Raw genomic sequence first — 13,591 nt, 5'->3', positions numbered from 1 at the left:
GATGCCTGGCCGGCCGGCTCAATCGCCGGGCGGCTCGTCTTGCGTGGCGTGCTGCACGTCATTCAGCGCATCGATCAGATGCGCGCGCAGACGCGCGTACTTCGGCGCCAGGCGCGTGTCGAGTTCTTCGCCGAAACGCCGCATGCGCGACTCGTGCGCGCGCAGCGCTTCGCCCTGTTCCGCTTCAAAGCGGGCCTGCAAGGCGTGGAACTCGTCGGATGTCAGGGCGGAAGGATCGGAACAGCGGCTGCTGAACCAGCGATGGATCACCACCTCGTAGCCGAGCTCCGCGTCGGTGGCCCCCATGTCGCGCGCCACGAGGCTCAGCAACAGATAGGTGCCGTACATGCAGAGGACACCGTCCCAGACCGGCGCGTCGTCGGCCGGCGGCGGCGACACGCGGCTGATCAACTGGCCGAAGTGGTCCGGCACCATGTGCTCCGGGGCCGGGTTTCTCACCGCCTGCGCCCTGACCGACAGTGCCTGCCAATCCTCGGGAAGCGGCGGCTCGCCCTGCAGCCATTCGGTGCACAGCGCCAGCCATTGCAGTCGCAGCGCGTCGGCGTCGCGGCCCAGATGCGGCGCCCAGCGGACCTGCTCGTCGGCCAGCCACCGCAGCAGCAGGCGCGGCGCGACACCCCGGGTGTCGGCGCCGGCCGGGAGCGCCTCGAAGACCTCCCGCCAGGCGGCGGCCTCGCGCAAGCCGACAAAGTGCAGGCAAAAGGCGAGCGCCTCATTCAGTCCGGTCACCCGGGAGAAGACCTGGGGCGACGCGTGACGCACCAGCGCGCAGGACGGACTCCCCCTGTCGCCCGACCAGGCGGGCAAACGCGGTGCTTCGATGCAGCCGCGCTCCGCCGACGCGACCACCCGTTCCAGCAGGAAGCGGCGCAGGCTGTCGTCGCCGTAGAAGGCCCCATCCATCGGGGCGGATCGGCGAACGGCCGCCGCAGGCGCATGGGCGGCTGGCGCCTCAAGCGGCTCGGCGTCGAGATCGGCGGCGGTACCCGCGCCCGGCGGGCGCGGCGGTTGAGATGGCTGCATGGCACTCCCTGCGCGACCGTGGAACCGGTCGTCGAGGGGCCGATGTAGGGCATGGCCGCCGGTCACGGCGTGCCGTGCACCATCGTCATGCTGTGCCCCGGGAAGTCCTCCGGCTCGAACGGTTCCAGGGTCCCCCCCAGATGCCGCGCGAGGAAGGACTCCATCGTGGCGTTGAACATCAGGCGATTGGCCTCGCGGCTGAAGCCATGCCCTTCATCGGGAAACAGCGCGTAGGAGACGGGGATGCCATGCGCGACCAGGGCCTGCGCCATCGCGTCGGATTCGCGCCGCGGCACGCGCGGATCGTTGGCGCCCTGCGCGATGAGCAGCGGATCCCGGATCGCACCGGCCGCGTGCAGCGGCGAGCGTTCGCGGAGCAGGGCCCGGCCTTGCGCGGTCTCGGGGTTGCCGACGGCCCGGTAGAGCATCTGGCGCCCCGCTTCCCAATGCGGCGGAATCGCGCGCATGAGGGTCTCCAGATTCGCCGGTCCCACGACGTCGATGCCGCAGGCATAGCGGCCGGGGCGGCGCGTCAAGGCCGACAGCACCGCGTAGCCGCCGTAGCTGACCCCGGCGATGGCCAGCCGCGCGGGGTCGGCCAGGCCGCGCGCGACCGCCCAGTCCACGGCGTCCTCGATGTCGTCGTCCATGCGCCGGCCCCACTCGCCGTTGCCCGCGTTCAGGAAGCGCTTGCCCAGGCCCGTGGAACCACGGAAGTTGACGTTCAGCACCGCATAGCCGCGATCGCACAGCCATTGATGCGTGGTGTTGTAGCCGAACCCGTCACGCGTCCACGGCCCGCCATGCACGTAGACGACCATCGGCGCCGGCGCTCGCGCCCGCAGCGGCTCTCCGGTGTCCACGGATGGCGGAAGGCTGAGATAGCACACCAGCGGCAACCCGTCGCGCGAGCGCACGGTCACCGGCTGCATGCGGGCCAGCGGGCGTCCCGACAGCTCCGGACGGACATCGAAGAGCTTGGTCAGTTGCCGCGTCGCGCGATCGAACAGCCAGCTCGAGCCCGGATGCTGATCGGACGAGGCGCTGAGCAGCCAGCGGCCGTCGTCCTCGGTCCGCGCCGACGGCCACCAGTCGCCCAGCCCCTGGCTGTTCAGGAAGGCCACGTCCCGGCGCAGCGCCTCGTCCGCTTCCGGCAGCAGGAACAGTTCAGGCCGCTCGTGGTGCACGATGAAAGCCAGCGGCCGCAGCGTCGCGCGATCGCCCAGCAGCGCGCCGATGTCGGCGGCCGGATGCTCGGCGACGACGCGGCGCGCGCCCGTCGCCAGGTCGACCTCGATCAGCGCCGACGTGTCGCGGCCGCGGCTGTCATGCAGATAGGCCAGGCGACCCGAGCGGTCCAGGTGCGACAGCCCGCTGGAGCGCGCATCGTCGGGGTCGAAGCGGTCCCAGGGCTGCCAGGCGCCGTCCTCGTCCAGCCGCATCAATTCCAGTCCGCCATCGGCCGTCGACCGGGAGGCGAAACGCGGCGTGAGCCGCTCGCCGATGACGAAGCCCATCAGCCCAGGGTTCTCCGCCACCAGCGTCAGGGCGCCGCTGGCCAGGTCCAGCACGTACAGATCGGCGTGGCGCGGATCCCGCCGGTTCAGGCTGATCAGCACCTCGCCGCGGCGCTCCCGGCTGAGCGCCATCAGGCTGGCGCGCGTCCCAGGGAACGGCGTCAGGCAGCGGCGTTCGCCGGTGAGCACGTCCACCGCGTGCAGTTGGTGGTTCTCGTCGCCATCGCGGTCCTGCGCGAACAGCACGTGGCGCGAGTCGTAGGCCCAGGAATGTCCCGCCACGCCGCGCCCGGCCTCGTCGGTGAGGCGCCGGGCCAGCGCGAGATCGTCCGCCGGCGCCACCCACACGTTCATTCGCCCGCCCGCATCCGCGGCCGCCCAGGACAGCCAGCGCCCGTCCGGGCTCATGTTGGCGGCGGCGCGGCGCGGATTGCCGAACAGGTCCGCGCGCGGGATCACGCGGCCTCCGCCAGCAGCCGGCGCAGCAGCGCGCAAGCGCGCTCGCAGCATTGGGTGCCATGTGCCTTGCCGTGCGAGATGTACGCACGCAGGCGCGCGGCCAGGTCCGGATGGTCGAGCTCGAGGAAGTCGAAGACGGTGCGCGTTTCGTCCGGCTTGCCGGCGAGATAGGTGGCATGCATCTGCCCCAACCGGCGGCGGATCTCGGCGTCGTCCTCATTCGTCCAACCGAACTCGGCATCGGCCTTCAATCCTTCCAGCTTCAGCCACTGGCGCAGCACCTCCGACACGACCGTCGGCGAACGGCGTGGATCCCAGCCCGCGGCCTCGATGGCCAGGCCCACGACGCGCAAGCGCGCCGCATCGGGCGCCGGCCGTTCGCCGTCGGCGGGCTCGGGCGCCGCGGCGTCGGTCGCCGCTCCGGCGGCGCGGCGCGGGGCCTTCCACGCTGCCGCGGGGACTTCGCCGCCGGCCGCGCACTGCCGGTGCAGCGCCAGGACCGCCGACAGCGCCTCGGCCAGCGCGCCTTGAGGAGGGGCCCCCGCGACGGCCTCCCGCAGCAACCCGATGATCAGGGCGCTGCCCAGCGGCCCGGTGTCGGTGCCGGCGGGCATCGCCATCAGCAGCGCGGTCGTTTCCTCGAGCGCGCGAGCTGCGCTCAGCCGCTCGACCACCGTATCCAGCGCCACGCCCATCCAGCCGGCCAGTCCCAGCCGCAGCTCCCACGCCCGCGGCGAATCGCCTTCGGCCAGGCAGCCCGCGACCGAGCCGGTCGAGCGGCCGGCGTCCCACTGCAGGACGCCTCCGGTGATCTGCTTCGCCGCGACGCATTCGCCCAGGCGGCGAAGCGCTTCGGCACGGACCGCGTCGCGGCCAAGGAAAGCGCTCAGCGCCATGGTGGAGGTCATGTCAGGGCTTGTCGCGGCGCTCATTCAAGCCTCCACGTACTTGTCGACCAGCGCCGTCAGGCGGCTCTTGCTGATCAGGCCGAGGACGCGCTCCTGCTCGACGCCGTCCCGGAAGAGGATCAGCGTCGGGAGGCCGCGCACCGAGAAGCGCTCGCCCGATGCCTTGTTGTCGTCGGCATTGATCTTGGCGATGCGCGCCTGGCCGGCGTAGTCGCCGGCCAGTTCGTCCAGCAGCGGCGCGAGCGCCTTGCAGGGGGCGCACCATGGCGCCCAGAAATCGACCAGCACGATGCCGGAGCTGTTCGAGACCTCGGCGTCGAAAGAGGTGTCGGTCAGGGTGTGGATGAGGGCAGACATGGATTCCTTCGTTGGCGTCCTTGATCAGGACAGTTCGTTGGCCGCGAGGCCGCGGTCGGCCAGGCTTTCAAGGTTCGCAAGACTATCGAAGGCAGAGGAGAGGGATCGAGACAGATACGTGATGGCGCCGTCAATGTGTACTGATCCGCTGGCCATGACAGTGGGGGCCGGTCGGGGCACCGCCGGCAGGCCCGGCGAGCGCGGCCGCCGGAGACACTCCGGACCTTCCAAAGGCCGTCAGCGCCGCACTCCGGAACCTCCCGATGAACGACAACCCCCTGCTGAAAATCGCGTCCTGCCCCCGTTTCGACCAGATCACCGCCGAACACGTCGCACCGGCGATCGACGCCCTGGTGGCCGCCTGCGATCGTGCGATCGCGCAGGCGGCGCACCCGGTCGCGCCGGCGGACTGCCAGCACGTGTCCGCCTTGCTGGACGTGCCGCTGGAGGCGCTGGGCGAAGCCTGGAACGCCGTGATGCATCTGCAGGCGGTCCGCGACACGCCGGCCCTTCGCGCCGCGGTGGCGCGGAACCAGCCCAAGGTGACCGCGTTGCAGGCGCGCCTGTCCTCGGACCAGCGCCTCTACGGCCTCTACAAGCGCGTGGCCGCCGAGCAGGGCGGCCGCCTTGAGCCGGCCCGGCGCCGGGCGCTGGACAACACCCTGCGCGGTTTCCGGCTGTCGGGCGCGGAGCTGGAGGAGGCGGCCAAGGCACGATTCAACGAGTCGCTGCAACGCTCGGCCACGCTGGCCCGGGAGTTCTCCAACCGCCTGCTCGATGCCACCGACGCCTTCGTGCACTGGGCGAGCGCCCAGGAGCTCGACGGCGTGCCCGAGGAGGTCCGGGCGGGTCTGGCCGCGGCGGCAGCGGCCGAAGGCCGTCCAGGCGAGTTCAAGGTCACGCTGCAGCAACCCTGCCTGGGTCCGCTGCTGCAGTTCGCCAAGGACCGCGCGCTGCGCGAGCGCCTCTATCGCGCGAACGCCACCCGCGCCAGCGAATCGGGGCCGGCCGAACGCGACAACGGGCCGGTGATCGAGGAGATCCTGCAGCTCCGCCACGAGCGTGCCCGGCTACTGGGCCACCCGCATCACGCGACGGTGTCGCTGATCCCGAAGATGGCCGACACGCCGGACCAGGTGCTGGCGTTCCTGCGTGAACTGGCCGCGCGCAGCCGTCCGCAGGCGCAGGCCGAGCTCGACGCCCTGCGCGCGTTCGCCCGCGAGACGCTGGGGATCGAGACGCTGCAGGCCTGGGATCTGGGTCATGCCGCGGAGCAGTTGCGCCAATCGCGCTACGCCTTCAGCGAATCGGAGGTGCAGCAGCACTTCCCCCTGGACCGGGTGCTGGCTGGCCTCTTCGAGATCGCGCGGACGCTGTTCGACGTGGCCGTCGTCCCGGATCCCCAGCCCGCCTGGCATCCCTCGGTCCAGGTCTACCGCGTCGAGCGGCTCGCTCCGGCGGTAGGGCATGGCGACGAAGGCGCCGGCGAGCTGGTGGGCCGCTTCTTCCTCGACCCCTACGCGCGTGCCGGCAAGCGCGCCGGCGCCTGGATGAACGGCGCGCAGGTCCGCTGGCGCCGTCCCGATGGCTCGCTGCGCATGGCCCTGGCGCACCTGGTCACGAACTTCGCCGCGCCGGCCGAGGGCCAGCCGGCGCTGCTGCGCCATGGCGAGGTGGTCACGCTCTTCCACGAATTCGGGCATGCGTTGCACTTCCTGCTCTCGCGCGTGGAGACCCTGGGCGTGTCGGGCCTCTCCGGCGTCGAATGGGATGCGGTGGAACTGCCCAGTCAGCTGATGGAGAACTTCGCCTGGGAGTGGCCCGTCCTCCAGCGCATCTCGGCCCACGTCCTCACCGGCGAACCGCTGCCGCGCGCGCTGTACGAGCGCATGCTCGCCGCTCGCCATTTCCAGAACGGACTGGGCCTGCTGCGCCAGACCGAACTGGCGCTCTTCGACATGCGGCTGCACACGGAACCGGAGCGCGCCGGCCACGCGCAGGCCGTGCTGGACGAGGTGCGCGCCGAGGCCTCGGTGATGCCGCCCCCGCCGTGGAACCGCTTCCAGAACGGCTTCTCGCACATCTCGCGGGCGGCTACGCGGCGGGCTACTACAGCTATCTCTGGGCCGAGGTGCTCGCGTGCGACGCCTGGGACGCCTTCACGCAGGCCGGCGTGCTCGACCGGGGCAACGGGCGGCGCTTCCGTGAACAGATCCTGGAAGTCGGCGGCAGTCGGCCGATGAAGGAGAGCTTCCTCGGTTTCCGGGGCCGTGAACCGGCCATCGAGCCACTGCTGCGCCAACGCGGGTTCGCCGCGCCGGCGGTTGTGTCCCCTGTGGAGGCGGGCGCTTGAGATCTCGCGGGCATGCCGCGCCGGGTGACGGACGATGTAGAGTTCCCAGGCATTTTTTCGGCGCCTTCTCAGGACGCCCAGGCGACATCTGGCGCCTGGCCCTTTGATTCCAAAGTCCACCCGCTCGATGTCCTTCCGCTACCTCACCGTCCCCGTCACCGCGTTCCAGCAGAACTGCTCGATCGTCTGGTGCGATGCCACGAACGACGCCGCGCTCATCGACCCGGGCGGCGAGATCTCGCGCCTGCTCGGCGAGGTCAAGCGACTGGGCCTGACGCTCAAGGCGCTGTGGCTGACCCATGCGCACATCGACCATGCCGGCGGCACCGGCGAGCTCGCGCGCACGCTGGACCTGCCCATCATCGGCCCACACACCGGCGACCAGTTCTGGATCGCCGGCCTGCCGCAGCAATCCGCGATGTTCGGCTTCCCGCCGGCCGAGACCTTCACCCCCACGCGCTGGCTCGAGGACGGCGACACGGTCCAGATCGGCCAGGAGACGCTGACCGTGCGCCACTGCCCCGGCCACACGCCGGGCCACGTCGTCTTCCACTCGGCGTCCGCGCAGCGCTGCTTCGTCGGCGACGTGCTCTTCGCCGGCAGCATCGGCCGCACCGACTTCCCCGGCGGCGACCACGCCACGCTGATCCGCTCCATCACCGAGCGCCTCTGGCCCATGGGCGACGACACCGTCTTCATCCCCGGCCATGGCCCCGAGAGCAGCTTCGGCGAGGAGCGCCGCACCAACCCCTTCGTCGGCGGCCGCTGGGGCTGAGTCCGCGCGCGGACGCCGCGCCGCTCACAGCGGCGACAGGCCCGTGTCGACGAAGCGCGATTCCGGAAAGCCGCGCAGCGCCAGCGCCGCCAGCTCGGCGAGCTCCTCGAAGCTGCGCTCCTTCTGCAGCACCGCCACGCCGCCCATCCGGTCCGCGGCGTCGGCGAGCTCATCGCCGATGTAGCCGGTCGTGATGATGACCGGCACCCGCCCCAGCGTCGCGCGCACCGCCACCGCCAGCTCCAGCCCGTTCATGCCGGGCATGTTGAAGTCGGTGATCAGCAGCTGCACCGGGATGCGGCCCTGCTCGATGTCGCCCAGGCATTCGCGCGGCTCCGAGTAGGTGCGCACGTCGTAGCCCGCCTTGCGCAGCAGGGCGTCGACCATCAGCAGCACGATCGGGTCGTCGTCGACGTAGACGACATGCTCGCCCTCGCCCGGGTCGGCGACCTTGGCCAGCGCCGCCGTGTCCAGCGGCGCCGTCTCATCGGCCAGCACCGGCAGATAGACCGCGAACAGCGTGCCCGCGCCCGGCCGCGACTGCACGTCGATCGCGCCGCCATGCGCATGCACGATGCCATGCACGATGTGCAGCCCCAGCCCCGTGCCCTGCCCCCGCGGCTTGGTCGTGAAGAAGGGTTCGAACAACCGCTTCGTGACGTCCTCCGGCATGCCCAGGCCATCGTCGCGCACGCTCAGCTCCGCATAGCGCGTCGGCGCGACGCGGCCGATGGTGAATGCATGCGGCACGTCGAATTGCACCGCGCGCAGGCCCACGTGCAGCGTGCCGTGCCCGCCGGGCATCGCCTGCCACGCGTTGGTGCACAGGTTCAGCACCACCTGCTGCACATCCGCCGGGTCCACCGTCGCGACGCAGTCGTTGCCATGCAGGTCCACCGTCAGCCGCACCGTTGCCGGCAGCGTCGAGCGCAGCAGCCCGATGCTGTCCTCGACCAGCGGCCGCAGGCGGTGCTTGGACAGCTCGTGGCCGCTGCCGCGCGCGTAGGCCAGGATGCGCTGCACGATCTCGCGCGCGCGGTCCCCTGCCCGCTTGATCTGCTGCACGTGCCCGCGCAGCGGCGACGCCGGCGGCAGCTCGCCGAGCATCATTCCGGCGTGGCCGAGGATCGCCGCCAGGATGTTGTTGAAGTCGTGCGCCACGCCGCCCGCCAGCGTGCCCAGCGACTCCATGCGCTGGATGCGCACCAGCTTCTCCTCGAGGTCCACCCGCGTGAGCTCGTCGGCCTTGCGCATCGTGACGTCGATGAACAGCACCACCAGGCCGTTCTCGCAGGGAAAGGCACGGCACTCGAACCACTTGCTCAGGCGGGGATTGAACTCCTCGTAGAGGCGCGCCGCGCGCGATGCCATCGCGGCCCGCGCCTCGCCCTCGAATCGCGCGCCCATCACGCCGGGCAGGCTGGCCCAGTAATTCCTGCCGATCAGCGCCTCGCGCGGCCGCCCGCAGGCGCGCTCGAAAGCGACGTTGACGAACTCGATGGACCAGTCATGGCGCAGCAGGATCACGGCGTCGGTCACGTAGTCCAGCGCGGCGCCGGCGTGCGCGGCGCCTTCTTCCGGTGCGGCCGGCGCGCCCGGATCGTGCGTGGACTCTCGACGCGTCATGGCGCCCCCCGATCGGTGAGGCCCGAGTGTGGACCTCGTTCGCCGCCTCGGCAATCGCCGTGCCCCGCACGTTAACGCGCTGAAAACGCGCCCGGCCCGGAAAGGCCGATGCCATCGGCCTTTCCGGGCGTCAGGGGCCTTTGGGGTCAGGGGCGCCAGCGGCGCCGGGTCGTCAAGACTTGGCCGGCTCGGGCGGCTGGAAGCGCTCCGGCGGCTTGGGGGCGCGCGCGTAGAGGCCCTCGACGCGCGGCAGCGTCCGCTCGATGTCGCGGATCCGCGTCGGCCCGGACGGGTGCGTCGACAGGAACTGCGGCGGCGCGCCCTTGCTCGCGCGTCCCATCTTTTCCCACAGCGAAATGCCGGCCCGCGGGTTGTAACCGGCCCGCGCCGCCAGCTCCATGCCGACCAGGTCGGCCTCGCTCTCGTCCTCGCGGCTGAAGGTCAGCGACAGCAGCTGGCCGCCGATGTTGGCGACGCCGCGCCCGACGTTGCCCAGCCCCAGCAGCGCCGCGCCGATCTCGATCGCGCCGTTGGTCGCCATGGTCTTGCCCATGCGCTCGCGCGCGTGCTCCCGCAGCGCGTGGGCCATCTCGTGACCCATGATCATCGCGACCTCGTCGTCGCTCAGCTGCAGCTGCTGCAGGATCCCGAAATAGAAGGCGATCTTGCCGCCCGGCATGCAGAACGCGTTCAGCTCGCGGCTGCCGACCAGGTTCACTTCCCAGCGCCATTGCTGCGCGCGGGGATTCCAGGCGCCGGCGAACGGGATGATGCGCTGCGCGATCGCGCGCAGGCGCACGACCTGCGGATGGCTGGACGGCGCCAGCGCCTTCTGCGATTGCGCCTGCCGCATCATCTGCATGTACTGCTGCTGCGCCGCGGCCTCGACCTGCTCGGCCGAGACGAGCTTGGTGAAGCGGCTCTGCCGCCCGACGTCGACGCCCTCCTGCGCCCAGGCGGGCACCAGCGCCGACGCGGTGCCGGCCGCGATCAGCCCCGTGAACAGGCGCCGCGCGGGGTGGCGCGGCGCGCCGCCGCAGCGGCGGCAATCGCACCGGCCCCACCCATAGGCGGGCGCCGACGGCAGATGAGGGTCGGTGTCGCAATGGAAGTCAGCATCGTCCATGCGCGAATTCTAGGGAACCGACAGGCGACAATGCGTCACATCATGTCCCAGCCGCCCCTGATCTCCCCGACACCGGCCTGCGCCACGGCGCCGCTCGATCCGCAGCAGTTCCGCGCCGCGCTGGGCATGTTCGCCACCGGCGTCACCATCGTCACCGCGCGCGCGGAGGACGGCACCCTGGTCGGCCTGACCGCGAATTCGTTCAACTCGGTGTCGTTGTCGCCGCCGCTGGTGCTGTGGAGCCTGGCGCGGCGCGCCGGCTCGATGCCGGTGTTCAGCCGAGGCTCGCATTACGCGATCAACATCCTGGCGGCCGATCAGAAGGAGCTCGCGCAGCGCTTCGCCACGCGTGACATCGACCGCTTCGCCGGCGTGTCCTTCCGCGAAGGCTGCGGCGGCGCGCCGGTGCTGGAGGGCTGCGCCGCGGTCTTCGAATGCGCCAACCGCAGCCAGTACGAGGAAGGCGACCACGTCATCTTCGTCGGCGAGGTCGAGGCCTGCAGCCGCGCGGAACAGGCGCAGCCGCTGATCTTCCACGGCGGCCGCTACTACACCGAGCTGCCGATCTGAACGGCGAGGCCGCGCCTCAGGCGTGCCGGCCGACCGGCCAGAAGGGCGCCGCGCGGCGCACCAGGCGCCAGCGCCAGGCGCCGAGCGCGAGCGTCAGCAGCATCGACGCGCCCACCAGCCACAGCGGCGAGAAGCGCCAGTAGCTGCTCGCCGCCGTGCACAGGCCCATGCCGAGCAGCGTCGCCATCGTCAGCAGGCCGATCTGCACACCTCGCGGCGCCCCCTGCCGCGACCAGTCGCGCCAGAGCATCAGCGACACCGGCAGCGCCGCGGCCGCGAAATCCAGGCCCAGCAGCGGACGACCCGCCGTCGCCGCGTCTTCGGGAGCCAGCGCCGATGCCACGAGGATCAGCGCGACACCGCCCGCCCACATCGCGACGTAGTGGCGAAGCATCCGCCGGGCCAATTCCCGGTTCATCGCGCTGCCGCGGGGCATGCCCGGCACCAGCGCGAGCAGCGCCTGCTCGCGCCGCGTCTGATGCCAGGTCGTGACGAGCCCGAAGAGCGGGCTCAGCATCCCGCTCATCAGCCCGATGGACACGCCCGGCAGGGCCGCGTGGATGATCCGGCCCGCGCGCTCGGGCATGAAGACCAGCGCCGCCACTTCGGAGCCCAGCAGGCACAGCGCGAGGACCGCGCCCGTCGACCCCGTCGCGGACCAGTGCAGGCCGCGCATGGCCGCGAACTCGGCCCGCGCGCTGACGCTGCGCGGGTCTGGCCGGGCCGTCCTCAGCAGATGCTCGCGCCAGATCGGCAGACCCCACTGGAAGAGGCGGCCCAAGCGCGCGAACGGGCCGCTCCCGCAGGCGATGCGCGATCCGCCGGCCCGCATCGACATCGCCTCGCGCAGCCGCCGGCTGGCCTGCCAGGACTTCGCATGTCCCGCGCCGCCGGTCTGGAAGAGTCCCCACAGGCCGGCCGCCAGCGCGAGCAGGATCACGCCGGCCTGCATCAGCGGCTGGCGCTCGTGCCAGTTCACGAAGAAGCCGGCCACCGCGCGCGCGGCGGGAACGTCGCCGAGCAGCGGCAGCAGCAGTCCCGGCAGGATCCAGACGCCGAACCACAGCAGCGGCCAGCGCAGGCAGGCCGCGAAGCCCAGCATCACGGCGGCGTTCGCCATGACGAAGGCCAGCGCATGACCGAAGACGGTGCTCAGCGTCAGGCCGCTCAGCGCGGCCAGCCCCAGCATCGTCACGACCGCCGTCTCGCGCAGCTTGCGCAGCTGGCCGGGCAGCAGATGCGCCGAGAGCGGATCGTTCAGCCCCAGCAGCGCGCTGGCCGCCGACCACCACACCAGCTGCAGCGCCACCATCAGCGCCAGGACGAAGGTCGAGGCAGCCGCGTGCGGCGCATCGGCCATCGACGCCAGCCCGGTCGCGCCGAGCACCGGCAGCGCCAGCCACCAGAGCCGCCCGACCTTGCGCGCCACCGCGCGCCGCAGCGCCGCGTGGCCATCGGCGCCCGCGGGCGGCAGCACCGCGTTCATTGCGTCATCTCCAGGAAGAGGTCCTCGAGGTTCATCGCCTCGCAGCGCATCGCGGCATCGCCCTGAGGCAGCCGGCCGGCGGCGAAGCGCACCAGCCAGCGCGGCTGCTCGCCGAGGTCGCGCCGGCTCAGCACCTGGCCGCCATGCGTCTCCACCGCCGCCTGCAGCCGCCCGATCGGGCCGGACAGCAGCCGGATCTCGTCCAGCAGCGCGTCCTGCGACGCATGCAGCGCGATGCGGCCGCGGCTCAGGAAGGCGATGTTGAAGGCCACGCGCTCGAGGTCCGACAGGATGTGCGTCGAGAACAGCACCGTCGTGCTGCGGTCCAGCACCTGGTCCACGAGCTCGCGCAGGAAGTCGCGCCGGCCCGCGGGATCGAGGCTGGCGACCGGCTCGTCGAGCACCAGCAGGTCGGGCTCGTGCGCCAGCGCGCGGATGATGGACAGCCGCTGCTGCTGCCCTTGCGAGAGCTGCCCCACGCGGCGATCGCGCGGGATGTCCCAGCGCGACATCAGGCCGTCGACCTTCGCGTCGTTCCAGCGCGGATAGAAGCTGCGGAAGTAGCGCAGGAGGTCGCCGGCCTGGAAGTCCTCGAACAGCGCGGCGTGCTGCGGCACGTAGCCCAGCCGCGCGCGCAGCGCGTCGTCGGGCAGCAGCGCGGGCTGGCCGAACAGCCGCACCTCGCCGGCTTGCGGCTCGCGCAGTCCGAGCAGCGTCTCCAGCAGGGTCGTCTTGCCCGCGCCATTGCGGCCCAGCAGCCCGATCACCTGCCCCGGCGTGAGCGTCCAGTCCAGCCCCGCCAGCACGCCGGGCTGGCCCTTGAAGTCCACGCGCAGGCCGGTCGCCCTCACGGGGACGTCGCTGGCGGCGTCGTCCACGAGCGCCGGCGCCTGGCCGATCGTCAAGGTCTGGGTCATCGCGTCTCTCCCTTGTCTTCGAGCAGCGCCTTGAATAGGGACAGCACCTGTTCCGGCGGCAGTTCCAGCTGGCGCGCCTCGGCGGCGGCCTTTTCCAGCGCGGGCCGCAACAGCTCGACGCGGCCCCGCGTCCTCATCGCCTTCTGGTGCTGCGCCGCGACCACCATCGGCAGCCCGCGGCGGCGCTCCACCAGCCCCTCGGCCTCCATCAGCCCGAAGGCCTTGGACACCGTCATCGGATTCACCGCGAGCGCCTGCGCCACCTCGCGCACCGACGGGATCTCCTGCCCGGCCACCAGCTGGCCGCTCGCCACGCGGCGGCGCAACTGCTCCACCAGCTGGCGGTAGATCGGCTCCGGCGAGCCGGTGTTGATGCTGAAGAGGAGATCGGTGTCCATCCGTGATCGTCGACGTGTATCGCTACAGTAATACACGTGATCGCGGATCGTCAAC

Annotated in this window: 11 protein-coding genes and 1 pseudogene; 3 read left to right on the top strand and 9 right to left on the bottom strand. The window is 71.7% G+C overall.

All coding sequences use genetic code 11. The annotated features are described in order from the left end of the window. Positions 1 to 18: 18 nt before the first annotated feature. From ACEN96_RS03150 to trxA, 4 genes are all read right to left on the bottom strand, one after another. On the bottom strand, positions 19 to 1,044 hold the full coding sequence (locus tag ACEN96_RS03150) for a hypothetical protein (RefSeq protein ID WP_495586595.1): 1,026 nt from the start codon (positions 1,042 to 1,044) through the stop codon (positions 19 to 21). Positions 1,045 to 1,106: 62 nt separating this feature from the next. After that, positions 1,107 to 3,020, bottom strand: coding sequence for a S9 family peptidase (locus ACEN96_RS03145; RefSeq protein ID WP_495586594.1), 1,914 nt, complete (start codon positions 3,018 to 3,020; stop codon positions 1,107 to 1,109). Further along, positions 3,017 to 3,928 (bottom strand): hypothetical protein, encoded by a 912-nt coding sequence (locus ACEN96_RS03140; protein WP_495586593.1) that lies wholly within the window; start codon positions 3,926 to 3,928, stop codon positions 3,017 to 3,019. The genes ACEN96_RS03145 and ACEN96_RS03140 overlap by 4 nt, the downstream gene beginning before the upstream one ends. 24 nt (positions 3,929 to 3,952) lie before the next feature. After that, entirely contained in the window at positions 3,953 to 4,285 is a 333-nt protein-coding gene (gene trxA / locus ACEN96_RS03135; RefSeq protein ID WP_495586592.1) for a thioredoxin, read from the bottom strand. A gap of 263 nt (positions 4,286 to 4,548) precedes the next feature. Here trxA and ACEN96_RS03130 point away from each other — a divergent pair. Further along, positions 4,549 to 6,638, top strand: a pseudogene (locus ACEN96_RS03130) (M3 family metallopeptidase). Between the two features lie 127 nt (positions 6,639 to 6,765). Beyond that, a complete protein-coding gene (locus ACEN96_RS03125) occupies positions 6,766 to 7,413 on the top strand; it encodes an MBL fold metallo-hydrolase (RefSeq protein WP_495586591.1) in 648 nt (215 codons plus the stop codon). Positions 7,414 to 7,437: 24 nt separating this feature from the next. Here the strand turns inward: ACEN96_RS03125 and ACEN96_RS03120 are convergent, their stop codons facing one another. Continuing rightward, positions 7,438 to 9,039, bottom strand: coding sequence for a hybrid sensor histidine kinase/response regulator (locus tag ACEN96_RS03120; protein WP_495586590.1), 1,602 nt, complete (start codon positions 9,037 to 9,039; stop codon positions 7,438 to 7,440). A gap of 172 nt (positions 9,040 to 9,211) precedes the next feature. Next, the gene (locus ACEN96_RS03115; RefSeq protein ID WP_495586589.1) at positions 9,212 to 10,165 is read right to left on the bottom strand and encodes a M48 family metallopeptidase; all 954 of its coding nucleotides are present in this window, start codon (positions 10,163 to 10,165) and stop codon (positions 9,212 to 9,214) included. A 42-nt stretch (positions 10,166 to 10,207) separates the two neighbouring features. On the opposite strand from ACEN96_RS03115, the gene ACEN96_RS03110 reads away from it, so the two are divergent. Continuing rightward, entirely contained in the window at positions 10,208 to 10,735 is a 528-nt protein-coding gene (locus tag ACEN96_RS03110; RefSeq protein WP_495586588.1) for a flavin reductase family protein, read from the top strand. 16 nt (positions 10,736 to 10,751) lie between these two features. Here ACEN96_RS03110 and ACEN96_RS03105 read toward each other — a convergent pair whose 3' ends face one another. From ACEN96_RS03105 to ACEN96_RS03095, 3 genes are read right to left on the bottom strand one after another with little or no spacing between them, the layout of a single operon-like run. Continuing rightward, on the bottom strand, positions 10,752 to 12,221 hold the full coding sequence (locus ACEN96_RS03105; protein WP_495586587.1) for a hypothetical protein: 1,470 nt from the start codon (positions 12,219 to 12,221) through the stop codon (positions 10,752 to 10,754). Beyond that, on the bottom strand, positions 12,218 to 13,138 hold the full coding sequence (locus tag ACEN96_RS03100; protein WP_495586586.1) for an ABC transporter ATP-binding protein: 921 nt from the start codon (positions 13,136 to 13,138) through the stop codon (positions 12,218 to 12,220). Before ACEN96_RS03100 ends, ACEN96_RS03105 begins: the two co-directional genes overlap by 4 nt. Further along, complete coding sequence (locus ACEN96_RS03095) at positions 13,135 to 13,536, bottom strand: GntR family transcriptional regulator (RefSeq protein ID WP_495586585.1); 402 nt, start codon at positions 13,534 to 13,536, stop codon at positions 13,135 to 13,137. The genes ACEN96_RS03100 and ACEN96_RS03095 overlap by 4 nt, the downstream gene beginning before the upstream one ends. Between the last annotated feature and the right edge of the window lie 55 nt (positions 13,537 to 13,591).

This window comes from Roseateles sp. Mitsp63 (genome assembly GCF_059491535.1).
This window is presented reverse-complemented; position numbering and strand designations above follow the sequence as displayed.